At 41.2% G+C, this 24,385-nt stretch carries 18 protein-coding genes; all 18 read left to right on the plus strand.

Annotated elements, in window-relative coordinates; translation table 11 throughout:
* The first annotated feature begins 233 nt into the window (after nucleotides 1–233).
* Nucleotides 234–554 carry a polymorphic toxin type 44 domain-containing protein gene (locus HMPREF2655_RS10090; RefSeq protein WP_180364320.1) on the plus strand — a complete coding sequence of 107 codons (321 nt, stop codon included), beginning with the start codon at nucleotides 234–236 and terminating at the stop codon, nucleotides 552–554.
* Nucleotides 551–1,039 carry a hypothetical protein gene (locus tag HMPREF2655_RS07065; protein ID WP_001050128.1) on the plus strand — a complete coding sequence of 163 codons (489 nt, stop codon included), beginning with the start codon at nucleotides 551–553 and terminating at the stop codon, nucleotides 1,037–1,039. Before HMPREF2655_RS10090 ends, HMPREF2655_RS07065 begins: the two co-directional genes overlap by 4 nt.
* A gap of 181 nt (nucleotides 1,040–1,220) precedes the next feature.
* The gene (locus HMPREF2655_RS07070; protein WP_070838312.1) at nucleotides 1,221–1,850 is read left to right on the plus strand and encodes a hypothetical protein; all 630 of its coding nucleotides are present in this window, start codon (nucleotides 1,221–1,223) and stop codon (nucleotides 1,848–1,850) included.
* 297 nt (nucleotides 1,851–2,147) lie between these two features.
* Nucleotides 2,148–3,191, plus strand: coding sequence for a D-alanine--D-alanine ligase (locus HMPREF2655_RS07075; RefSeq protein WP_070838314.1), 1,044 nt, complete (start codon nucleotides 2,148–2,150; stop codon nucleotides 3,189–3,191).
* Nucleotides 3,192–3,275: 84 nt separating this feature from the next.
* On the plus strand, nucleotides 3,276–4,649 hold the full coding sequence (murF, locus tag HMPREF2655_RS07080; RefSeq protein ID WP_070838316.1) for a UDP-N-acetylmuramoyl-tripeptide--D-alanyl-D-alanine ligase: 1,374 nt from the start codon (nucleotides 3,276–3,278) through the stop codon (nucleotides 4,647–4,649).
* A complete protein-coding gene (locus tag HMPREF2655_RS07085; RefSeq protein ID WP_070838318.1) occupies nucleotides 4,636–5,247 on the plus strand; it encodes an NUDIX hydrolase N-terminal domain-containing protein in 612 nt (203 codons plus the stop codon). Before murF ends, HMPREF2655_RS07085 begins: the two co-directional genes overlap by 14 nt.
* A gap of 198 nt (nucleotides 5,248–5,445) precedes the next feature.
* Nucleotides 5,446–6,150: a YwaF family protein gene (locus tag HMPREF2655_RS07090; RefSeq protein WP_070838320.1), complete on the plus strand. Its 705-nt coding sequence runs from the start codon at nucleotides 5,446–5,448 to the stop codon at nucleotides 6,148–6,150.
* A gap of 236 nt (nucleotides 6,151–6,386) precedes the next feature.
* Nucleotides 6,387–7,757, plus strand: a complete 1,371-nt coding sequence (gene ftsA, locus HMPREF2655_RS07095; RefSeq protein ID WP_000196345.1) for a cell division protein FtsA — start codon at nucleotides 6,387–6,389, stop codon at nucleotides 7,755–7,757.
* A 16-nt stretch (nucleotides 7,758–7,773) separates the two neighbouring features.
* Nucleotides 7,774–9,030, plus strand: a complete 1,257-nt coding sequence (gene ftsZ, locus HMPREF2655_RS07100) for a cell division protein FtsZ (protein ID WP_000144261.1) — start codon at nucleotides 7,774–7,776, stop codon at nucleotides 9,028–9,030.
* 3 nt (nucleotides 9,031–9,033) lie between these two features.
* Nucleotides 9,034–9,705 (plus strand): YggS family pyridoxal phosphate-dependent enzyme, encoded by a 672-nt coding sequence (locus HMPREF2655_RS07105; RefSeq protein ID WP_049505659.1) that lies wholly within the window; start codon nucleotides 9,034–9,036, stop codon nucleotides 9,703–9,705.
* Between the two features lie 9 nt (nucleotides 9,706–9,714).
* Entirely contained in the window at nucleotides 9,715–10,245 is a 531-nt protein-coding gene (locus HMPREF2655_RS07110) for a cell division protein SepF (RefSeq protein WP_000053370.1), read from the plus strand.
* Nucleotides 10,245–10,505: a YggT family protein gene (locus HMPREF2655_RS07115; RefSeq protein ID WP_000576500.1), complete on the plus strand. Its 261-nt coding sequence runs from the start codon at nucleotides 10,245–10,247 to the stop codon at nucleotides 10,503–10,505. The genes HMPREF2655_RS07110 and HMPREF2655_RS07115 overlap by 1 nt, the downstream gene beginning before the upstream one ends.
* Nucleotides 10,502–11,293: a YlmH family RNA-binding protein gene (locus HMPREF2655_RS07120; RefSeq protein ID WP_049520441.1), complete on the plus strand. Its 792-nt coding sequence runs from the start codon at nucleotides 10,502–10,504 to the stop codon at nucleotides 11,291–11,293. Before HMPREF2655_RS07115 ends, HMPREF2655_RS07120 begins: the two co-directional genes overlap by 4 nt.
* Nucleotides 11,294–11,301: 8 nt before the next feature.
* The gene (locus HMPREF2655_RS07125; RefSeq protein ID WP_000028988.1) at nucleotides 11,302–11,556 is read left to right on the plus strand and encodes a DivIVA domain-containing protein; all 255 of its coding nucleotides are present in this window, start codon (nucleotides 11,302–11,304) and stop codon (nucleotides 11,554–11,556) included.
* 16 nt (nucleotides 11,557–11,572) lie between these two features.
* Nucleotides 11,573–12,367: a DivIVA domain-containing protein gene (locus tag HMPREF2655_RS07130; protein WP_049490008.1), complete on the plus strand. Its 795-nt coding sequence runs from the start codon at nucleotides 11,573–11,575 to the stop codon at nucleotides 12,365–12,367.
* 252 nt (nucleotides 12,368–12,619) lie between these two features.
* Nucleotides 12,620–15,412, plus strand: a complete 2,793-nt coding sequence (ileS, locus tag HMPREF2655_RS07135) for an isoleucine--tRNA ligase (protein ID WP_070838322.1) — start codon at nucleotides 12,620–12,622, stop codon at nucleotides 15,410–15,412.
* Nucleotides 15,413–15,708: 296 nt separating this feature from the next.
* Nucleotides 15,709–22,527, plus strand: coding sequence for a ZmpA/ZmpB/ZmpC family metallo-endopeptidase (locus HMPREF2655_RS07140; protein ID WP_070838324.1), 6,819 nt, complete (start codon nucleotides 15,709–15,711; stop codon nucleotides 22,525–22,527).
* Nucleotides 22,528–22,777: 250 nt separating this feature from the next.
* A partial coding sequence (locus tag HMPREF2655_RS07145) for a G5 domain-containing protein (protein WP_257367887.1) occupies nucleotides 22,778–24,385 on the plus strand: 1,608 nt, incomplete at its 3' end.

The following is a 24,385-nucleotide window of genomic DNA, read 5'->3' on the forward strand; positions in this document are numbered from 1 at the left end:
TAGTGATGGCAACTACTATGCGGACGGTGTGGACATGAGCTGGGTGCAGAAGATCAAGGATGTGAAGATTGAGAGTGCAAAATATGATCCTTCTAAGAAAGCTAAGGATTTGCATAAAGAATACCAGAAATCTTAGATAAGTTGGAAAATGGAAAAGCACTGGTGATAATGGAAGAGTCGATAATTCGATTGCTATAGGAAATGAGATTGGGGACAATGGAACATTTATAGATTTGGTTAATTCTAATAAACCTCTAGACTTAAAAAACAGAACATACAGAGAAGATTATCCGTTCTCACTCTGGGGACGCCAGTGGAAACAAGGGATGAAGTCTGATTATTTGGGAAATTATCTCTTTGGCTATTTTGGTAAAGGTTACTTAGAATCGAGTGATGCATATTTGAGAGTTGGGGCAGGAGTGGCTCAGGGATGGTCAGATAAGAATCTTTTGAAATATTTAGAGAACATTATTAATGGAAATTATGGAGATAATCCAGGAGATGCTAAGATGATTCAAGACGGAATTAATGACTATAAGGAGAGTTACAAATGAACTTGAAGAGAAAATCAAATTGGAATTTAGGTTGTAGTTTAACACTTGTTGTAGTTTTGGCGGCTATTTTTTTCTTTAATCTATGGGCACAAAATCTTGGTAAGTATACTCTGCAACCAGGAGAGTCGGCTAATTTTACAGTAAATCCTCGGACACATGATGTAGAATACTACTCAGAATTAATCTTGAAAAAAAATGATACTAATAAGCTTAAATTATCAGGTAAAAAAGTTTGGTTTGAGATGGATAGCGATATTTTTTATGGTGTTGAAGAACAAAAACTTTTTAGAAGAAATCATTCAGAAAATGATGATGAAGAGCTTCCAAACAATCAAAAGGACATTAATTTAGTACGGGATGGAATTGTTGTCAGTTACAAAGGGGAAAAAGTATTTAATGTAACCAATAACAAGTCCTACACGATCACCATCACCAATGTAGACGACAAACCGGCGCACTTTGAAGCTCAAGTGGTGGATCGGTAGATTTAGGAACCGTAAACTAGGCCTCAGTAGTTGCAATTGTTTAGTAAAGGAGACTTATTTGCTTTGAAAGTAACAATCAGCTTGTTTCTTTCGAATATGCAAGAAAGGATCTAGTGGCGAATACTAGTCAAAATGTCAAAAAAAGATTTAGATAAACCTAATCCCGCAGTTGGAGAGTAAAATGTTAAATAAAATGAAAAACTATTATAAAAACAAACCAACTCAAGCTGTCTTAATGCTCTTAGTACTTATTTGGTCAGTATATGAGATTGGTGCGACCAGTTTGGCAAGTAACTCTGCATTAACTAAGGAATTCATGCATAGTCGGTATGTTATAGTTTGGCCAATGGTAGATAAGAAAATGAAATTATACCACTATAAAGAGGAGTGGACGACCCCTGCCTTAGACGGGTTAATGCATTTAGATTATAAAAATATTAAAATTACGGGGTATCCTTGTAAATATGGTCAACAAGTCTTCGCAGAATATAATCAAACTCCTAATAATAATTACGATATTTCATTTCCTTTAGAAGGAACACTTTCTGAAGCGTATTTTTCAACTTTGGATGCTAAATATTATCTGATATCAGAAAATGCAACTATTGTAGAGAAAAAGCTAGGTAAGAATATTGAGGATTTAATTCAGGAAATAGAATTAGTAAGAGAAGAGTTTAGCTCAGTTCTTACTAGGATGAAAATCCTTCGTTTGGTCTATTTGATTCTTCGTATGATAGTATTGTTGCAGTTTATCAGGTGGTCGGGTCAGCGTAGAAAAAGGAAAGAGAACGAAATTTTGCAGAATAGATAGAGCTCCAAAAAGGTATGATGATAAAGAGCTTCCAAACAATCAAACAGATATTCATTTGGTAAAGAATGGGATTGTTGTCAGCTACCAAGGGGAGAAAGTTTTTTATGTAACCAATAACAAGTCCTACATGATCACTATCACCAATGTAGACGACAAACCAGCTTACTTTGAAGCTCAAGTGGTGGATAGGTAACATTTCAGCTCTCAAATGAGGGCTTTTTTAGATACAAGTTTCAAAAAAGAAGCAAATATGATATACTAAAGAACGAGTATTCTATTAGAATTAGGACAAGCAATATGAAACAAACGATTATTCTTTTATACGGTGGGCGTAGTGCAGAGCGTGAAGTCTCTGTCCTTTCAGCTGAAAGTGTGATGCGTGCGGTCAACTACGACCGTTTCACAGTCAAGACTTTCTTCATCAGCCAGTCAGGTGACTTTATCAAAACACAGGAATTTAGCCAGACTCCAGGTCAAGAAGACCGTCTCATGACCAATGCGACTATTGACTGGGACAAGAAAATAGCGCCAAGTGCCATCTATGAAGAAGGTGCAGTGGTCTTTCCAGTTCTTCATGGTCCGATGGGAGAAGATGGTTCTGTTCAAGGATTTCTAGAAGTTTTGAAAATGCCTTATGTTGGCTGCAATATCTTGTCATCTAGTCTTGCCATGGATAAAATCACGACCAAGCGTGTTTTAGAATCTGTCGGGATTGCCCAAGTACCTTATGTGGCTATCGTCGAAGGGGACGATGTGACTGCTAAAATCGCTGAAGTTGAAGAAAAATTGACTTACCCAGTCTTCACGAAGCCGTCAAACATGGGTTCTAGTGTCGGTATTTCTAAGTCTGAAAATCAAGAAGAACTCCGCCAAGCTTTGGAACTTGCCTTCCAATATGACAGCCGTGTCTTGGTAGAGCAAGGGGTGAATGCCCGTGAAATCGAGGTTGGTCTTTTGGGCAATTACGATGTTAAGAGCACGCTTCCTGGTGAAGTGGTTAAGGATGTTGCCTTTTATGACTATGATGCCAAATACATCGATAACAAGATTACCATGGATATCCCGGCTAAAATCAGTGATGATGTGGTAGCTATCATGCGTCAAAATGCAGAAACTGCCTTCCGTGCGATTGGTGGCCTCGGTCTGTCTCGTTGTGATTTCTTCTATACAGATAAGGGCGAAATTTTCCTAAACGAGCTCAATACTATGCCAGGTTTCACCCAGTGGTCTATGTATCCACTACTTTGGGACAATATGGGAATCAGCTACCCAGAACTAATCGAGCATTTGGTTGACCTTGCTAAGCAAAGTTTTGACAAGCGCGAAGCGCATTTGCTATAAAAATGAAAGAAGGGGTAGAAGTCAGGACGATCACTGCATGGTGACTAGAGTTCTTGGACTTCAACCCTTTTTAAAGGAGTAGAAATGAAATTAACAATCCATGAAGTGGCCCAAGCTGTTGGAGCTAAAAATGATGTTAGTCTTTTTGCGGACGTTCAGTTAGAAAAGGCTGAGTTTGACAGTCGTTTAATCACTGCTGGAGATTTATTTGTTCCACTTAAAGGTGCGCGTGACGGTCATGACTTTATCGAAACAGCTTTTGAAAATGGTGCAGTAGTAACCTTGTCTGAGAAGGAGGTTGCCAATCATCCCTACATTCTAGTAGACGACGTTTTGACTGCCTTTCAAACCCTCGCAGCCTACTATCTTGAGAAAACGGCTGTTGATGTCTTTGCAGTAACGGGTTCAAATGGAAAAACGACGACCAAGGATATGTTGGCACATTTATTGTCAACAACCTACAAGACCTACAAAACTCAGGGCAATTACAATAACGAAATTGGTCTTCCTTACACAGTTCTTCATATGCCAGATGATACTGAAAAGTTGGTCTTGGAGATGGGGCAGGATCACTTGGGAGATATCCATCTCTTGTCTAAATTGGCTCATCCTAAGACAGCCATTGTGACCTTGGTTGGAGAGGCTCATTTGGCCTTTTTCAAAGACCGTTCGGAGATTGCTAAAGGGAAGATGCAAATTGCTGATGGTATGGCACCAGGTTCTTTGCTTTTGGCACCAGCTGACCCGATTATAGAGGACTACTTGCCTACAGATAAAAAAGTGGTCCGTTTTGGGTCAGGAGCTGAGTTAGAAGTCACAGACTTGATTGAGCGCAAGAATAGTCTGACCTTTAAGGCTAATTTCTTGGGACAAGCCCTCGATTTGCCAGTGACAGGTAAGTACAATGCCACCAATGCTATGATTGCTGCTTATGTGGCTCTACAAGAAGGAGTTTCAGAGGAGCAAATTCATCAGGCCTTCCAGAACCTAGAATTGACGCGTAACCGTACTGAGTGGAAGAAAGCAGCCAATGGAGCAGATATTCTGTCTGACGTATACAATGCCAATCCAACTGCTATGAAGTTGATTTTGGAGACATTCTCTGCTATCCCAGCCAACGAAGGAGGCAAGAAAATCGCTGTCTTGGCAGACATGAAGGAACTCGGAGACCAGTCAGTCCAGCTCCATAACCAGATGATTTTGAGCCTATCGCCAGATGTGCTGGATACCGTTATTTTCTACGGAGAAGATATTGCGGAATTAAGCCAGCTGGCTAGTCAAATGTTCCCAATCGGTCACGTTTTCTACTTTAAGAAAACAGCTGACGAGGACCAATTTGAAGACCTTGTTAAGCAAGTCAAGGAAAGCCTCGGTGCCAATGACCAAATTTTGCTTAAAGGCTCTAACTCCATGAATCTAGCCAAGTTGGTAGAAAGTTTAGAAAATGAATGCAAGTGATTTTACCAAGTATCTGCAAAGAATGTTAGCCATTACGGATACTGGATTAACCTTTACAAAAGATCCTTTCGACCGAGAGCGCTACGAGGACTTGCGAATCCTGTTATCTGAAATGTTGAATCAGGTATCAGACCTCGATGCAGAAGAAGTGGCAGAAGTCTTGAAACCAACGTCCGCTTATGCAACTCCTCTGATGGACGTCCGTGCTTGGATTGTTGAGGATGAAAAAGTCTGTTTAGTTAGAGGAAAAGGGGAGGATAGTTGGGCTTTGCCAGGTGGTTTTGGTGAAGTTGGCTATTCTCCAACCGAAAATATTCTTAAAGAAATTGAAGAAGAAACCGGTTTTACAGCAAAAACTGAAAGGTTACTTGCCGTTTTTGATACCAATCGTTTCCAACTACAGAGCAAACAATATGCAAAGTTTGTCTTTGAATGTAAGCTTCTTGATGGACAATTTCAAGAGAATCAAGAAATTGCTGAGCTTCAATTTTTTGCCATTGACCAATTGCCAGTCTTATCTGAAAAACGCATCACCAAGGAGCAAATGGAGATTCTTTGGCAGGTTTATAAAGGACAAAGAGACCAATATGTTGATTAGTTTATGCTAGAGAAGTGGACAAATCAAAAAAGGGTATCTACAAGGTGCATTTCTGCAATACAAATGATATAATAGGTTGCGAATTTAAGACTCAAGTATTCTATGCCATGCATAGAATCAAGTTTTTTCAAAAAATTTAAAAGCTGGGGGGAGTGAATTTTTTTTACTGCCTCTAGCTAGATGAACGAGGAATAGAATATGAATTTGTGGGATAAATTATTTACCACACAGATATCAGAACCGCCCCAGTTTGAACTCCACTGGTACATTGGTTTGTTATGTTTACTGGCTCTTACTTTCTATGCTTCTTATCGTTTTCGCGATAAAGTGGCTTACCAGCGTTTTATTCAGATCCTTCAGTCTGTTCAACTGATTGTTCTGTATAGCTGGTATTGGGGCAATCTCATGCCTCTGTCAGAAAGTTTACCCTTCTATCATTGCCGTATCGCCATGTTTGTTATGCTCTTGATTCCAGGAACATCCAAGTACAAACAGTACTTTGCTCTTTTAGGAACTTTTGGAGCAACAGCAGCACTGGCTTACCCCCTCTTTGATCCCTACCCATTTCCACACGTGACCATTTTGTCCTTCATTATCGGACATGTTGCCCTTTTAGGAAATGCGCTCCTATACTTGTTTAGGAACTATCAACCTTCCCTTCTTGATTTGAAGAATGTGACGGTGATCACCTTCGCCTTAAATGGCTTGATATGGGTTGTCAACTTAGTTGTAGGTGGGGATTATGGCTTTTTAAACAAACCACCACTTGTTGGAAGCTTCGGCCAACCCTTAAATTATCTCATTGTTTCGACTGTTATCGTAATAGCAATTCGCTTAACAGGGAAATTAGTAGAAAATTTTTTACAACAAAAATCGGAAGAATTTATTCAAGAGAAGATCTAAAATGATCTTCTCTTTTTTGGGTTTTTAAGAAGCAGAAAGGAAATTGTGAACGTTAACTTCAAAAAATCTCTTAGAAGAAGAATTTTTCTAGAATTTTCTCAAAAAACATGCAGGAATTTTATCAAAAACTAAGCACGATTGGATTTTTTGTGTTATAATATTCTTTGAATAGCTATGCCCAAACATAGTTATTAAATAGAAGTGAGAAACTTGGAAGACAGAGAGGATGCGATGTAATGACTAGAGATGGTTTTTTTACAGGCTTAGATATCGGAACTAGCTCGATTAAAGTGCTAGTAGCTGAGCATAGAGATGGTGAAGTAAATGTAATTGGTGTTAGCAATGCCAAAAGTAAAGGTGTAAAAGACGGAATTATTGTTGATATTGAAGCAGCTGCTTCAGCAATCAAATCTGCAATCACACAGGCAGAAGAGAAAGCTGGTATTTCTATTAAGTCTGTTAACGTTGGCCTTCCAGCAAACCTCTTGCAGGTTGAACCAACACAAGGAATGATTCCTGTAACTTCAGATACTAAAGAAATCACAGATCAAGATGTTGAAAATGTTGTCAAATCAGCTTTGACAAAGAGCATGACTCCTGATCGTGAAGTGATTACCTTTATTCCAGAAGAATTCATCGTGGATGGATTCCAAGGCATCCGTGACCCTCGTGGTATGATGGGTGTTCGCTTGGAAATGCGTGGTCTGCTTTACACAGGTCCTCGTACGATTCTACACAATCTTCGTAAGACAGTTGAGCGTGTAGGTATTCATGTTGATAATGTGATTATTTCACCTTTGGCAATTGTGAACTCCGTTCTCAATGAAGGAGAACGCGAATTTGGTGCGACTGTCATTGACATGGGTGGAGGTCAGACTACTGTAGCGACTATCCGTAACCAAGAATTGCAGTTCACTAACATCTACCAAGAAGGTGGAGATTACGTTACTAAAGACATCTCTAAAGTCTTGAAAACATCTCAAAAAATTGCAGAAAGTTTGAAACTGAACTATGGTGAAGCTTACGTTCCACTAGCAAGTAACGAAACTTTCCAAGTTGAAGTAATTGGTGAAGTAGAACCTGTTGAAGTAACAGAAAGCTATTTGGCAGAAATTATCTCAGCACGCATCAAACATATCTTTGACCAAATCAAACAAGAGTTGGAAAGAAGACACTTGTTAGATTTGCCTGGAGGTATCGTCCTTATCGGTGGAAATGCAATTTTGCCAGGAATTGTTGAATTAGCCCAAGAAGTATTTGGTGTTCGCGTAAAACTCTATGTACCAAATCAAGTTGGAATTCGCAACCCTGCATTTGCGCATGTGATTAGCTTGTCTGAGTTTGCTGGTAAATTGACTGAAGTCAATCTTCTTGCACAAAAAGCAGTTAAAGGAGATGAATTCCTTCGTCAAAAACCAATCAACTTTGGCATTCCAAATCAACGTTTGAATCCAGTAGCGCAACCAAGTCCAGCACAAGCAGCTCCAGCTGAAACTGTGCAGGAAGCTCCAGTTGCTCCGAAGGAAGAATTCCAAGCAAGTTCTCAAAGTAAACCGAAGCTAACAGAACGTTTCCGTGGTTTGATCGGAAGCATGTTTGATGAATAAAAGAGGATAAGAAATTATGACATTTTCATTTGATACAGCAGCAGCTCAAGGCGCAGTTATTAAGGTAATTGGTGTCGGTGGTGGTGGTGGTAACGCCATTAACCGCATGGTTGACGAAGGTGTTGCTGGTGTAGAATTTATCGCAGCCAACACTGATGTACAAGCCCTTAGCAGTACAAAAGCAGAAACAGTTATCCAACTTGGTCCTAAATTGACTCGTGGTTTGGGTGCTGGGGGTCGTCCAGAAGTTGGACGTAAAGCTGCAGAAGAAAGTGAAGAAGCTTTGACGGAAGCTATCACTGGAGCAGACATGGTCTTTATCACTGCAGGTATGGGTGGTGGATCTGGTACTGGTGCAGCCCCTGTTATTGCACGTATCGCTAAAGATCTTGGTGCTCTTACAGTTGGTGTCGTGACACGTCCTTTCGGATTTGAAGGAAGCAAACGTGGTCAGTACGCTGTAGAAGGAATCAACGAACTTCGTGAGCATGTTGATACTTTATTGATTATCTCTAATAACAACTTGCTTGAAATTGTTGATAAGAAAACGCCACTTCTTGAAGCTCTTAGCGAAGCAGATAATGTCCTTCGCCAAGGTGTTCAAGGGATTACTGACTTGATCACGAACCCAGGATTGATTAACCTTGACTTTGCTGACGTGAAAACTGTAATGGCCAACAAAGGGAATGCCCTTATGGGGATCGGTATCGGTAGTGGTGAAGAACGCGTTGTTGAAGCGGCTCGTAAAGCTATTTACTCTCCACTTCTTGAAACAACTATTGATGGTGCAGAGGATGTCATCGTCAACGTTACTGGTGGTCTTGACTTGACTTTGATTGAAGCAGAAGAAGCTTCAGAAATTGTCAACCAAGCAGCTGGTCAAGGTGTAAACATCTGGCTTGGAACATCAATTGACGAAAGCATGAAGGATGAAATCCGTGTTACTGTTGTAGCGACAGGTGTTCGTCAAGAGCGCGTGGAAAAAGTAGTTGGAGCTCGTAACAACCAACCAGTTGGACGTCCATCAACTAAAGCGCCACAAGCACACACATTTGACCGTCAATTCGACTTGGAAGAGACAGCAGAATTGCCTAAATCAAGCCCACGTCGTTTTGAAACAAACCAAGCCTCTGCTTTTGGAGACTGGGATTTGCGTCGTGAGTCTATTGTTCGCCAAACAGATCCAGTTGTTTCACCAGTAGAACGCTTCGAAACACCAGTTTCACAAGATGAAGATGAATTGGATACACCTCCATTCTTCAAAAATCGTTAATCAATGAATTTGAAAAAAAATACTGAATTAGTTTTTCAGCAAATAGCTGATGCTAGTCAAGAAGCCAACCGTGCTCTAGATGCTGTTTCAGTAATCGCAGTGACAAAGTATGTAGATGTACAAACAGCGGAAGCCTTGCTTCCGCTTGGTGTCCGTCATATAGGTGAAAATCGAGTCGATAAATTTTTAGAAAAATATCAGGCCTTGAAAGATTACCCAGTTACTTGGCATTTAATAGGAACACTACAGAGACGGAAAGTGAAAGAAGTAATCCCATTTGTGGATTACTTTCATGCTTTAGACTCCTTAAAGTTAGCCCAGGAAATTCAAAAGAGAACAGATCATGTTATCAAGTGTTTCTTGCAGGTCAATATTTCTGGGGAAGAAAGCAAGCATGGGTTTTCAAAAGAAGAATTGCTAGAACTTTTGCCAGAATTGGCTAAGTTAGATCAGATTGAGTATGTTGGTTTAATGACCATGGCTCCTTTTGAGGCAGACAGTGATGAATTGAAAGAAATTTTCAAGGATACGCAGGCTCTGCAAGCAGAAATTAGAGAAAAACAAATCCCTAATATGCCGATGACAGAGCTAAGCATGGGAATGAGTCGTGATTTTAAGGAAGCGATTCAGTTCGGCTCAACCTTTGTTCGAATCGGTACAGCATTTTTTAAATAGGAGAGAGCTATGTCTTTAAAAGATAGATTCGATAAATTTATAGATTATTTTACAGAAGACGGAGAAGAAACGACTAACTACCAGACTCAACAAGAGGAAACAGTTAGCCCAGCCATCTCAACTTCTAAAGAATTACCAGCACCTGCTCAGTCAGGATCAGCAAAAGATGCAAATATTACTCGTCTTCATGCGCGTCAGCAAGAATTGGCAATGCAAAGCCATCGTTCAGATGAGAAAGTGACAATTGACGTTCGCTATCCAAGAAAATATGAAGATGCAACTGAAATTGTAGATTTGTTGGCTGGAAATGAAAGTATTTTGATTGATTTCCAATACATGACAGAAGTACAAGCCCGTCGTTGCCTTGATTACTTGGATGGAGCCCGTCATGTCTTGGCTGGAAATATGAAAAAAGTTGCGAGTACGATGTATCTATTGACTCCTGTCAACGTTATCGTGAATATTGAAGATATCAAACTTCCAGATGAATCACAAAGCGCTGAGTTTGGTTTTGATATTAAACGAAATAGAGCAAGATAATGATTTTCTTAATTCGTTTAATCCAAAATGCGGTCAGCATTTATTCCATCATTCTCGTTGCATTTGCTCTTCTTTCATGGTTTCCAAATGCCTATGAAAGCCAGCTAGGTCGCCTAGTTATCAGACTTGCTCGTCCAGTTATTGAGCCCCTTCGTAAGCTCAATCTACAATTTGCTGGTCTTGATTTTACGGTTTGGGCAGCGCTGATTCTGATTCAGTTTGTTGGAAATATCTTAACACGACTAGTCCTATTACTATGACAGTAAATCGAGCCATTTATCAGCATTTTTCTCAAGATGATATTCCCTTTATTGATAAGGGATTAGAGTGGATCAAGCGGGTAGAAGATACCTATGCACCAGTGCTTACTCCATTTATCAATCCCCATCAGGAACAGATCTTGAGGGTGCTAGCTGGGACATATGGACTGGGTTGCCAAAGTAGTGGTGATTTTCTTCCGACAGAGTCGGTTCGAGTTCTTCTCTATCCAGATTACTTTGAACCGGAGATATCAGACTTTGAAATGGCCTTGTTGGAAATTTGCTATCCGAGTAAGTTTGAACAACTGAGTCATGGAAAAATATTGGGAACAATCATCAACCAACTAGGGATTGACCGTAAATTATTTGGTGATATCTTGGTAGATGAAAAGAGAGCACAGATTTTTGTCAATCGTGATTTCATTCCTCTTTTTCAGGATGGAATAAGAAAGATTGGCAGACTTCCTGTATCGCTGGAGGAATGTCCTTTTACCGATAGGATTTTGTCTAAAATTGATTATAGAGAACGAGAAATTTTAGTTTCGAGTTTTCGATTGGATGCCCTCTTATCAAGTGCCTTGAAATTATCTAGAAATCAAACTAGTCAACTGATTGAGAAAAAATCTGTCCAGGTAAACTATCATGTTGTTGAAAAATCTGATTACCAGGTTGCAGTTGGAGATTTGATCAGTGTGAGAAAGTTTGGTCGTTTGAAAGTTGTCAAAGACAATGGTCAGACCAAAAAGGATAAGAAAAAACTAACAGTCCGGCTACTTTTAAGCAAGTGAGAAAAAATATGTCGATTACACCACAAGAAATAAGTGATAAAGCTTTCTCAAGAACATTCAGAGGCTACAATCAGGAAGAAGTTGACCTCTTTCTAGATAAGATTTACTTTGAATTAGAGGAGATGATTCGATACAAAGATGAAACTGAACTCTATATCAAAAAACTAGAAGAACGTCTTTCCTATTATACGAATGATATTCCTAAGAGAACAGTAACAAGTGAGCAAGAACCAGAAGCAATTAATGATTCTATTTTTTATTAAGTAAGTGAGGAAAAGTATGCCAATTACATCGTTAGAAATTAAAGATAAAACCTTTGGTACAAGATTTAGAGGTTTTGATCCAGAAGAAGTAGATGAATTTCTGGATATCGTTGTTCGTGACTACGAAGACTTGGTTCGTAGCAATCATGATAAAGAGACACACATCAAGAGTTTGGAAGAACGTTTGTCTTACTTTGATGAGATGAAGGATTCCTTGAGTCAGTCAGTTTTGATTGCTCAAGATACAGCGGAGCGTGTTAAACAAGCTGCTCAAGAACGTTCAAACAATATTATTCAACAAGCTGAACAAGATGCTCAGCGTTTGCTTGAAGAAGCGAAATACAAGGCAAATGAAATTCTCCGTCAGGCTACAGATAATGCGAAGAGAGTGGCTGTTGAGACAGAAGAGTTGAAGAATAAGAGCCGTGTATTCCATCAACGCCTCAAATCTACGATTGAAAGTCAATTAGCTATTGTCGAGTCATCTGATTGGGAAGACATTCTTCGCCCAACAGCTACTTACCTTCAGACAAGTGATGAAGCCTTTAAAGAAGTGGTGGGTGAAGTTCTTGGTGAAACTGTATCTTTACAACCAGAGGAAGAGCCTATTGATATGACTCGTCAATTCACACCAGAAGAAGTTGCTGAATTGCAAGCTCGTATCGAGGCTGGCAACAAAGAATTAGCTGAGTTTGAAGCTCAACAAAATCAACAGACAGAAGAAAGTGACCAGCATGAAGAGTCAGTTGAAGTAGAAGCTACTGCGGCAACTGAGGACGATGCAAATAAAGAATCTGTTCTTATCCTATAAAAAAATGTGAGAACAAGATCTAACCAACTATATTTTCAGCGAGCGGGAGATGGTGAGAGTCCTGCAATCCCTAGTGGTTAGATTATCCTCTCAATAAATCTAGTCCGAAAATAGTAAGACTGGACGTTCCCCACGTTACGGGAAAAGAGGAAAAGAGACACGGTCTTTTTTCGAACAAAGGTGGTACCACGATTTTCGTCCTTTTTGCGAATCGTGGTTTTTATTTTGTCAATTTAAATTAAAGGAGTAACAATGAAACTTAAAGAAACCCTCAATCTAGGGAAAACAGATTTTCCAATGCGTGCTGGTCTTCCAACCAAAGAACCAGTTTGGCAAAAAGAATGGGAAGAAGCAAAACTTTACCAACGTCGTCAAGAATTGAACCAAGGAAAACCACATTTCACCTTGCATGATGGACCTCCGTATGCAAACGGAAATATCCACGTTGGACATGCCATGAACAAGATTTCCAAAGATATTATTGTTCGTTCTAAGTCTATGTCAGGATTCTATGCACCTTACATCCCAGGTTGGGATACACATGGTTTGCCAATCGAGCAAGTTTTGGCAAAACAAGGCGTGAAACGTAAAGAAATGGACTTGGTTGAGTACTTGAAACTTTGCCGTGACTACGCTCTTTCTCAAGTTGATAAACAACGCGAAGACTTTAAACGTTTGGGTGTTTCTGGTGACTGGGAAAATCCTTATGTGACCTTGACTCCAGACTATGAAGCGGCTCAAATCCGTGTCTTTGGTGAAATGGCTAAAAAAGGTTATATCTACCGTGGTGCCAAGCCTGTTTACTGGTCATGGTCTTCTGAGTCAGCCCTTGCGGAAGCGGAAATTGAATACCATGACTTGCTTTCAACTTCCCTTTACTATGCTAACCGTGTCAAAGATGGAAAAGGTGTGGTCGATACAGATACTTACATCGTAGTTTGGACAACTACTCCATTTACCATTACAGCTTCTCGTGGTTTGACTGTTGGAGCTGATATTGATTACGTAGTCGTACAACCAGCTGGTGAATCTCGTAAGTTTGTGGTTGCTTCAGAATTGTTGAATAGCTTGTCTGAGAAATTTGGTTGGGCGGATGTTCAAGTCTTGGCGACCTACCGTGGTCAAGAATTGAACCAAATCGTGACAGCTCACCCTTGGGATACAGCTGTAGATGAGTTGGTAATCCTTGGTGACCACGTTACGACTGACTCTGGTACAGGTATCGTCCATACAGCCCCTGGTTTTGGTGAGGACGACTACAATGTTGGTGTTGCCAACGGCCTTGAAGTTGCTGTAACAGTTAATGAACGCGGGATCATGATGGCCAATGCTGGTGCTGAGTTCGAAGGTCAATTCTATGACAAGGTTGTACCAACAGTTATCGAAAAACTGGGCGATTTGCTCCTTGCTCAAGAAGAAATTTCTCACTCATACCCATTTGACTGGCGTACCAAGAAACCAATCATCTGGCGTGCTGTTCCACAATGGTTTGCCTCTGTATCTAAATTCCGCCAAGAAATCTTGGATGAAATTGAAAAAGTGAAGTTCCACTCAGAATGGGGGAAAGTTCGTCTTTACAATATGATTCGTGACCGTGGCGACTGGGTTATCTCTCGTCAACGTGCTTGGGGTGTTCCGCTTCCAATCTTCTACGCAGAAGATGGTACAGCTATTATGACAGCTGAAACGATCGAGCACGTGGCTCAACTCTTTGAGGAACACGGTTCTATCATCTGGTGGGAACGTGATGCCAAAGACCTTTTGCCAGAAGGATTTACTCATCCAGGTTCACCAAATGGCGAGTTCAAGAAAGAAACAGACATCATGGACGTTTGGTTTGATTCAGGTTCATCATGGAATGGAGTAGTAGTTAACCGTCCAGAACTCAAATACCCAGCAGACCTTTACCTTGAAGGTTCTGACCAATATCGTGGTTGGTTCAACTCTTCACTTATCACATCCGTTGCCAACCATGGTGTGGCACCTTACAAACAAATCTTGTCACAAGGTTTTGCCCTTGACGGTAAAGGTGAGAAGATGTCTAAATCCCTTGGAAATACTATTGCTCCAAGTGATGTTGAAAAACAATTTGGTGCGGAAATCTTGCGTCTCTGGGTAACAAGTGTAGACTCAAGCAACGACGTACGTATCTCTATGGATATCTTGAGCCAAGTCTCTGAAACTTACCGTAAGATCCGGAACACACTTCGCTTCTTGATTGCCAATACATCTGACTTTAACCCAGCTCAAGACGCAGTGGCTTACGATGAGCTTCGTTCGGTTGATAAGTACATGACCATCCGCTTTAACCAGCTTGTCAAGACCATTCGTGATGCTTATGCAAACTTTGAATTCTTGACAATCTACAAGGCCTTGGTGAACTTTATCAACGTTGATTTGTCAGCTTTCTACCTTGATTTTGCTAAAGACGTTGTCTACATCGAAGGTGCCAAATCACTCGAACGCCGTCAGATGCAGACTGTCTTCTATGACATTCTTGTCAAAATCACCAAACTCTTGACACCAATCCTTCCTCACACAGCAGAGGAAATCTGGTCCTATCTTGAGTTTGAAGCTGAAGACTTCGTTCAATTATCAGAATTACCAGAAGCTGAAACTTTTGCCAACCAGGAAGAGATCTTGGATACATGGTCAGCCTTCATGGATTTCCGTGGACAAGCTCAAAAAGCCTTGGAAGAAGCGCGTAATGCAAAAGTAATCGGTAAATCACTCGAAGCCCACTTGATAGTTTATCCAAATGAAGTGGTGAAAACTCTTCTTGGAGCAGTGGACAGTAATGTAGCTCAACTTTTGATCGTGTCAGAATTGACCATCGCAGAAGGACCAGCTCCAGAGAGTGCAGTAAGCTTTGAAGATGTTGCCTTTACAGTTGAACGCGCTACAGGTGAAGTATGTGACCGCTGCCGTCGTATCGATCCAACTACTGCTGAGCGTAGTTACTATGCCGTCATTTGTGACCACTGTGCAAGCATCGTAGAAGAAAACTTTGCAGATGCAGTTGCAGAAGGATTTGAAGCGAAATAATCAGATTAGAAATATGTCTTCTTATAGTTTAAGATGAGATGAAAAGGAAAAAGAGAGGAAGTCATTTCTCTCTTTTTTTGCTGGTAAAAGCTTAGGATAAAGATGTAGAAATTCAACATTTTTAGGAAGAGTTTTAAGTTGATTTTTTGAGATGTTTTTAAAAAGAGAGGTCGTGTTTTGGTACTTTTCAAAAGCTTGTGTTGCTTCTAAAAATCGCGACAAATAATTTGAATAATCAAGTGAAATCAGGTAGAATAGAAAGGATTGAATAATATATTGAAGAGGAAATTTTGAGAATGAAACATCAGTTTTATGGAGAAAAACGACAGCGCTTTTCTTTCAGGAAGTTGTCCGTTGGGCTCGTTTCGGCGACTATTGGAAGCTTCTTTTTGAATGGGCAAATGGCTGGGGGCTTGACTTCTGTGAAGGCAGCAGAAATTCAAAGTCAGCAGTCTGCTCAGGTCAAATACCACTACGTAGTGGAGTCTGAATTGACGGAGGCAGAGAAGAGTGCCTTGATCAGGGAGATTCCAAAGCATGTTGAGGATGCTTCAGAGACTTATTACTTAGTTTATCGTCCGACTACTCAAGCGAATTCATCTGGAGTATTGCCTAAGACAGGTCACTCCGGCCTTTGGGAATCCACTTTTACAGCGATGGGTCTTGCATTACTAGTGCTTGTAGTTGTTAAAGGAAGAAATGGGAAGAGGTATTTATCTTCGATCTTGTTGGTAACTGGAATGGGATCCATGCTGCTATCTCCAACAGTCTTAGCAGTGACGAATATCGAACTTGCGGCATATAATCAAAGTCTTAACTTGGGTCTTGGAGATGCACTGCCAGCGCCATTGAAAATTGATGGTTACGACTATATCGGTTACTTAAAGAATGAAGAACAAAATGATAGTCATTTAGCTCATTCTGTTCAGAAGGAAAATCCGACACTTGACTTGGAGAAAGAGAAGGGAAGTGAGCTTAAACCGAGTGAAACAAATCTTGATATGAAAGAGATTGTTTCAGATAAGGGTGATGCTTTAACTGAGGAAGAAAGAGAAGCTATAGCTGCCAAGGAGATTGAATTCACACGCTCAACTCCTATTTATGACTTACCAGAACTAAAAATTAGTGAGCAAAAGTCAGTCCAAGAACTTCCTTATCAGACAAAATACCAATATACCGATGAATTGGCTCAAGGCCAATCAAAAGTTATACAATCAGGTGTTCGAGGTCAACGTACAGTTGTGACTCGTCATTATCGTAAGGGTCAAGAAATCGTGAAAAGCGAAATGATTTCTGATCAAGTGACACTTGAACCTGTTTCTGAAATTATTTTAGTTGGAACAGCTCCAGCTAACTCGATACCAAAAGAAACTCCAGTTCACGAAGTTCCAGAATTGGCAGAATATGGCACAACTCCTGAGACAGCGCCAGTTCACGAAGTTTCAGAATTGACGGAATATGGGACTAGTCCTGAGACGTCTCCAGTTCGTGAGACCCCAGAACTGACAGAATATGGCACCAGTCCAGAAACAGCGCCAGTTCACGAAGTTTCAGAATTGACGGAATATGGCACCAGTCCTGAGACGTTTCCAGTTCGTGAGACCCCAGAACTGACGGAATATGGGACAACTCCTGATACAGCCCCAGTTCACGAAGTTCCAGAATTAGCAGAGTATGGCACCAGTCCAGAAACAGCGCCTATTCATGAGAATTCTGAGTTGGAATTGACTGCAAATGATGAGGTTAGAATAGAAAAGATTGATTTTTCTATTGACGAGCAATATACAGATGAAATTCCAGAAGGAAGTCGTCAAATCACAACTCCGGGTGTCCAAGGTGAACGTACGATTAAGACCCGAGTCTACAGTTCCAATGGTCAAGTTGTCGACCGTCAAGAGTTATCTAATGAGGAAACCTTGACTCCTGTAACGCAAATCGTCAAAGTCGGCACGGCTAAACCAAGCATGGTACCGAATGAAGCACCAAAAGCAGAAACTCTTCCAGAGTATCCGCTGACATATACTGACGAAATTCGCGTTGAGAAAATTAACTTCACTATTCGTGAAGAAGAAACCGATGAGCTTGTTCGAGATGCTCGTCAAATCGCGACTCCGGGTGTCCAAGGTGAACGTACCATCAAGACTCGTGTCTACAGTTCTAACGGTCAAGAGGTTGACCGCCAAGAGTTGTCCAACGAGGAAACACTAGCTCCCGTAACGCAAGTGGTCAAGGTCGGTACGGCTAAACCAAACATGGTACCAAGCGATGCGCCAAAAGCAGACGCTTTGCCAGAGTATCCACTGACTTACACAGATGAAACCCTCGTAGAGAAAATAGCCTTTAACATCGAGGAGCAATATACGGATGAGCTTGTTCGAGATGCTCGCCAAATCACAACTCCGGGTGTTCAAGGCGAACGTACCATTAAGACTCGTGTTTACAGTTCTAACGGTCAAGTTGTTGACCGCCAAGAATTATCTAATGAAGAAACACTAGCTCCTATAACACAAATCGTCAAAGTCGGCACGGCTAAGCCAACTATGGTACCAAGTGATGCACCGAAAGCAGACGCTTTAGAGGAGTTCGATTTAATTTCACTGCATAGTCTCTTGGCAGAAGCGAATCAGATTAAAGCTCAGGCCCGTTATTTCAACGATAGTCAGAGTCATCAAGCTAACTATGATGCTGCTTTGACGGCAGGCCAAGCGATTCTGAGCCAATCCCAAGCCAGCCAAGCAGAAGTCAACCAACTGGTGGAACAAATCAATCAAGCCAAGGCGCAATTAAGTGGTCTTGAAGTTGTTAAAACAGCTCTTCAGACTGAGTACGATTTAAATCCAACGGTTAAAACCTCGGTTAAATATAAGAATGCGGATTCAGAAAAGCAGACAGCTTATACTGACGAATTGACCAAGGCAGAAGGAGTTTTGAACAATCAGACTGCTACACAAGTACAGGTCAACCAAGCTTTTGCTAGCCTGATAGCATCCAAAGAAGCACTAAATGGAGTGCCTAAAGTCAAGCCGACTGTTTCGATTTTAAGTTTGACTGAAAATGCTGATGATAAGTCGGTGACGGTCCAATATAGATTGGAAGACCAGACCCAGTCCTTCCGCTCAGCAACTGCAGAATTGTACCAGGGAGATCAGCTGATTCGCACTCTTCCAATTACCAACTTTGCTGGAGGCTTGAAAATTGGCGACCTAGACTACTACACAGGTTATACTTTGAAAACTAAGTTGACTTATGAATTGGATAATGGCAACTTTACTGAGTTTGAAACAGACAGTCGTAACTTTGAGCTAGAATACAAGAAGATTGCCTTCCGTGATATTGATTCCGTTGAGTTTTATCATAAAGAAAACGACCAATACAAGCGCTTTGTATCGATGAACTCTATGCCTACGGATCTGTCTACTTACTTCGTCAAGATCAAATCAAGCGAATCCAAGGAAATTCTCCTACCAGTTCACAGCATTTCTGAAGCAGAGAAAGATGGCAAGGCAGTCTATAAGGTTAATGTAACCCTTCCTGAACTCGTCCAAGAAAGTGAAACGGGCTATAAGTCTGGGCACGACTTCTACATCAGTAAGGCAGTCCCAAGCCAGCAAAATGTCTACACTAGCTTTGCTGGATTGGTAGACGCTATGAAGCGAAATATGGCAGGAAATTATGTGTTGGGAGCTGATTTGGATGCTAGTGAGGTTAGTCTTGCACCTGCAGATTATGTCTACCTCAAAGGGAACTTCACAGGTAGTCTGACAGGTAGTCATAATGGTAAGCAATATGCCATTTATAATCTAGCCAAGCCCTTATTTGAAAACCTCAAGAGTGGTTCTACCATTTCCAATATCGACTTTAAAGATGTGAATATCGTGGGTACCTATGACTCGGCTGCGCTGGCACGCAATGCGGAGAATGCGCGAATCACAGATGTTTCTGTTCAGGGGAGAGTATCGGTAGTAGGCAACGCTTCTAACGTAGCTGGTCTTGTAGTTAATGGAACCAATACGAAGATTACAAATAGTTCCTTTACGGGTACCATCCTATCTAACAGTCAACACATCAAAGCCTATAACGTAGGTGGTTTGGTTGCAAGCCTTAAAGGAGGAGAATCTCTTCTTAGCCAAAGTAAAGCAGATGTAACGATTATTAGTGGTGCTCGATCAAATGAACAACGTATCGGTGGTTTGGCTGGACGTCTAGAAAACAATGCTCGAATCACCAAATCTTATGTGACAGGAAAATTATATAATTCAACCACTAACGGTCAAATCGGTGGAGTGGTCGGCTCGAACTACTTCAATGGTTTAGTTGATAATGTTATCAGTAATGTTAGCGGTACAAATGTTTACAGTATTTCTGGGGATCAGGGATACAAAAATGACCGCATTACGCAAGCATATAAAGTTGCTAAAAGTGAAACCTTGAAAAACGATCAGTTTGTTACTTCTACTATTACTCAAGAAGAAATGGAAGAAAAACTGACTGCTATGGACATCACGACTAGCCTAGATGACACGAATCTAAATATGCGTTATGTCGACTATGGTGAGGTAAACAATGCTCAATTCGACCGTGGATATTCTTATGCAAATATGGAGAAACTGCTTCCTTTCTACAATAAAGAAACCATTGTTTCGTTTGCGAACAAGATCCCGAAAGAGCATAAGTTGAACAAGGAGTACCTACTGGATGTTGTTCCGATGAAGGGCGACCAGGTTATCACTGATATCCATAGCAATAAAACAGCAATCAATCGTTTGATGCTGCACTACATGGACAATACTATTGACTACCTAGAAATATCTTATCAGGGAGATTTCGTCAACCAAGGCATTGCTGAGTATAGTATCAAGGGGTTAGACCTTCTTTATACTCCAGAAGCCTTTGTATCAGATTATACTAGTATTCTAAATCAAGTCCTGCCAGAGTTAAACAAAGTCGTTCTTGATTCGCCAGCTATGCGTACAGCTCTCGGAGTAGCCGCAGATACTTCTTTGGATGAACTATACTTAGACACTGCATTTACGCAAGTGAAAAGCAAGCTATCAGGTGAGCTTCGCAAAGTGCTAGCTATGGATAAAGCTATCAATACTGAAGGTGAAGTAGTTAAGGATTATCTTGTTAAGAAGATTCTTGCTGATAAAGAAGCTTTCCTATTAGGGTTGACTTACCTTAACCGTTGGTATAATATCAACTATGACAACTTTAATGTTAAGGACCTATCGGCTTACAAGTTGGATTTCTATGGTAAGAATGACGTTTCGGTTCTTGATACAATCATTTCTTTAGGGAAATCAGGACTTGAGAATCTAAAGGCTAAGAACAACTATACAGCATATGATAATTCGCTCTCTGAAGCAACTGGCAAGCGAGGACTCTTCAATTACCTTGAAGGCTACCGTCAGCTCTTCCTACCATACAAGACCAATAATGAATGGCTCAAGACCAATACAAAAGCCTACATCGTTGAGGCTAAGTCCGATGTAGCAGAAGCGAGACAGCTTCAGGACGCAGCCGAGGGCAAGAGCAAGTACTCTGTCGGTGTTTATGACAAGATTACTGCAGATAATTGGGAACACAAGGGCATGCTCCTGCCACTCTTGACCATGACAGAGAAGGGTGTCTATGCTATCTCTAATATGTCTACCCTCTCTATGGGGGCTTATGATCGTTACCGCCTGGATGCCAATAACAGAGTGCGAACAGACGCAGAACTAGTTGAATATGTCGAAGACAGAGTGAGAAAAACAGCTGAATACCAGCGCGACCACTATGATTTCTGGTATAAGATTCTCAGTCCAGAAAGCAAGGACAAGCTCTTCCGTTCGGTTCTGGTGTATGATGGATTCTCATTGGTTGACAAGAATGGTCAAAGATATTGGGCTCCAGCTAATGACAAAAAATCACAGGCTATGCAGGAATTCTTTGGACCAGCTGGCAAGTGGTATCCAAGCAAGGGCTATAATGCCTATGCTACGGGTAGTGTAACTCACTTTGATGCTGCTAAATTGTTGGAAGACTATGGTAACTCAGTCTACACGCATGAGATGACCCATAACTCTGACGGTGCTATTTACTTTGAAGGTTATGGTCGTCGTGAGGGCTTGGGTGCGGAACTCTATGCTCGCGGACTCTTGCAGTCTTCACCGAGCGCAGATGAACCAACCATTACGCTCAATACTCTCTTCAAGGTGGATAAGGATTCTAAGACACGTATGCATACCTATAATTTCAAGGAACGCGTTCAAAATGCAGCAGACCTACAACACTATGTCCATGGTATGTTTGACATGATCTACACCTTGGACTATCTAGAAGGTACTTCTATGTTGAAGCAGAGCGATGCTGCCAAGTTACAGTGGTTCAGGAAGATGGAGAATTACTATATTACAGATAAGTATGGTAAGGAGACCCACGCAGGTAACCAGACGCGAAGCTTCACAGCTGAGGAAATCAAGCAGCTGAAGACCTTTGACTCCCTGATTGATAATGATGTGATCACTCGTCGGGAGAATAAAGAAAGTGGGAAATATGGTCGAAATGGCTACCTCAGCCTCAGCCTTTTCTCACCAATTTACTCAGCCTTGAGCAATCCAAATGGAGCACCTGGAGACGTTATGTTCCGTCGCACAGCCTATGAATTACTGGCAGCCAAGGGCTATCATGACGGATTTGTCCCTTATGTTTCTGGTCAGTACTCTCAGGAAGCCTTCGATGAAGGGAAGAAAACGTGGGACGGATGGTCTGGAAGAGATGTCGGTCTCGTGACAGACCAGAAAGTCTTGGAAAATGTATTTAAGGGTGAATACACCTCTTGGGCAGCCTTCAAGAAGGCCATGTACAAGGAGCGAATTGATCAGCTAACCAAGCTGAAGCCAATCACCATTGAGTACGAGCTTAAAAATCCAAACAGTACCAAGAAAGTAACCATTCGTTCTTATGCAGAGATGCAGCAGTTGATGGACGCAGCCGTGGCAGAGGATGTACGCAACATTACCAATGCTACTAGCCGTGTCGAAGCTAGCTGGGTTAACCTGCTCAAGAAGAAGATTTACAACGCTTATCTTCGTGAGACAGACGACTTCAGACAGTCTATTTTCAAGAAATAAGGAAACGATTCTGTTTGATTAAAATTTAAAAAATTCCTAGGTTTAAGGCTACCTAGGAATTTTTTTCTGTGATTCTCCCTGATCTTGTTTGTGCATTCAAGACCTTATAAGTTAAGGATTTTGACAGCGTAAATGAACTGAAAAGATTAGCAGTTTTTTGTGGCTATTATTTATAGCAAATAAATTGAATAATCTAGTAAATTTCGGTAGAATAGAGGGGATTCAAATCATGATGAAGGAAAGATTAGGAATGAAAAGAAATTATTTAGGAGAAAAGCACCAGCGTTTTTCATTGAGAAAAGTTTCGGTTGGTTTAGTTTCTGCTTTGGTAGGGGTTTTCTACCTTTTTAGTGGAGGAGGTTCTCTTGCTAGTGTAGCAGCTAGTGAACAGACGCCATCCGTCACAAAACAAATCCACTATAAGTACGTGACAGAAAGTGAGCTCACGGACCAAGAGAAGCAGTTGGTAGTCAAAGAACTGCCACAGTTTGCTGAGGAAACAGATGATACATACTATTTGATTTATCGTCCGACGAGACAGTTGCCTGCAACTGGTCATAGCCAACTCATTAGCTCAATTGCAGCGGGGGCAGGCATTGTGCTACTGGTCGTAGCGATTAAACTGGGAAGAGATGATCGCAAGAAACTCGCTTCTTTCATGCTCTTGACCAGTCTAGGAAGTCAGCTGATTGCGCCAACTTCCTTGGCTTTGACAAATCAAATGCTGGCAGACTATAATCAGGAATTGACTGTACAGGTCGGGGAAACATTGCAATCCCCACTTACGATTGAAGGCTACCAATATGTAGGCTATTTGAAATCTCAAAAAGAAGTGAAGCCTTCAGTTGATGGCAAGAAAGAGTTGAATCATTCGGCTCCTATTGATACTCCGGTTCAAACTTCAAACGGAAGCCAAGCGCAGGAAGAGTATCGTGCTCAGAAACCAAATGATGCTCCTGTCTTTGAACAACCAGAGTTAAAGGTTGATAGTAAAGAAACGAGTCGTACAGAGATTATTCCTTTCCAAGTGGAGGAAGTAGAGGCAACTGATTTGCCACAAGGTCAAACTGAGGTGATTCAGGCAGGGAAAAATGGTAGTCGTACCATTGTGACCCGCAGCTACATTTTAAATGGTCAGGTTATCCATACAGAGGAGGTTTCCAATCAGATAACGACTAAGCCGACTTCTGAGATTAGAAAAGTCGGAAGCAAGATCCCTTCTCCTACAAAACCAAGCCCAGGGGAGTCCGTTAGTGAAAAACCAACAGACGCTCCAATAAATGAAGTTCCCAGCTTAAACGTTGAAGAAAAAGATGTTACCACAACGGTAGCAGAACCCTACACTCGAGAACGAGTAGAGAGTGATAGCTTGCCAGTTGGCCAGACCAAGATAACCCAAGCTGGTCAAGATGGAGTGCGTACGATCGTCACCCGTCAGTACATGGTAGATGGAAAAGTAGAGAGAAGCCAGGAAATCTCTAATGAAGTGACAACTCCTGCAGTATCAGAAATCGTAACAGTAGGAACAGGCCCTGTTAGCGAGAAACCAACAGACGCTCCTGTAAATGAAGTTCCAAGTCTAGAGGTTGAAGAAAAAGATGTTACCACAACGGTAGCAGAACCCTACACTCGAGAACGAGTAGAGAGTGATAGCTTGCCAGTTGGCCAGACCAAGATAACCCAAGCTGGTCAAGATGGAGTGCGTACGATCGTCACCCGTCAGTACATGGTAGATGGCAAAGTAGAGAGAAGTCAGGAACTCTCTAACGAAGTGACAACTCCAGCAGTATCAGAGATCGTAACAGTTGGAACAGGCACTATTAGCGATAAACCAACAGACGCTCCTGTAAATGAAGTT

The organism is Streptococcus sp. HMSC066F01, assembly GCF_001837335.1.
Taxonomy (GTDB): Bacteria; Bacillota; Bacilli; order Lactobacillales; family Streptococcaceae; genus Streptococcus; species Streptococcus oralis_S.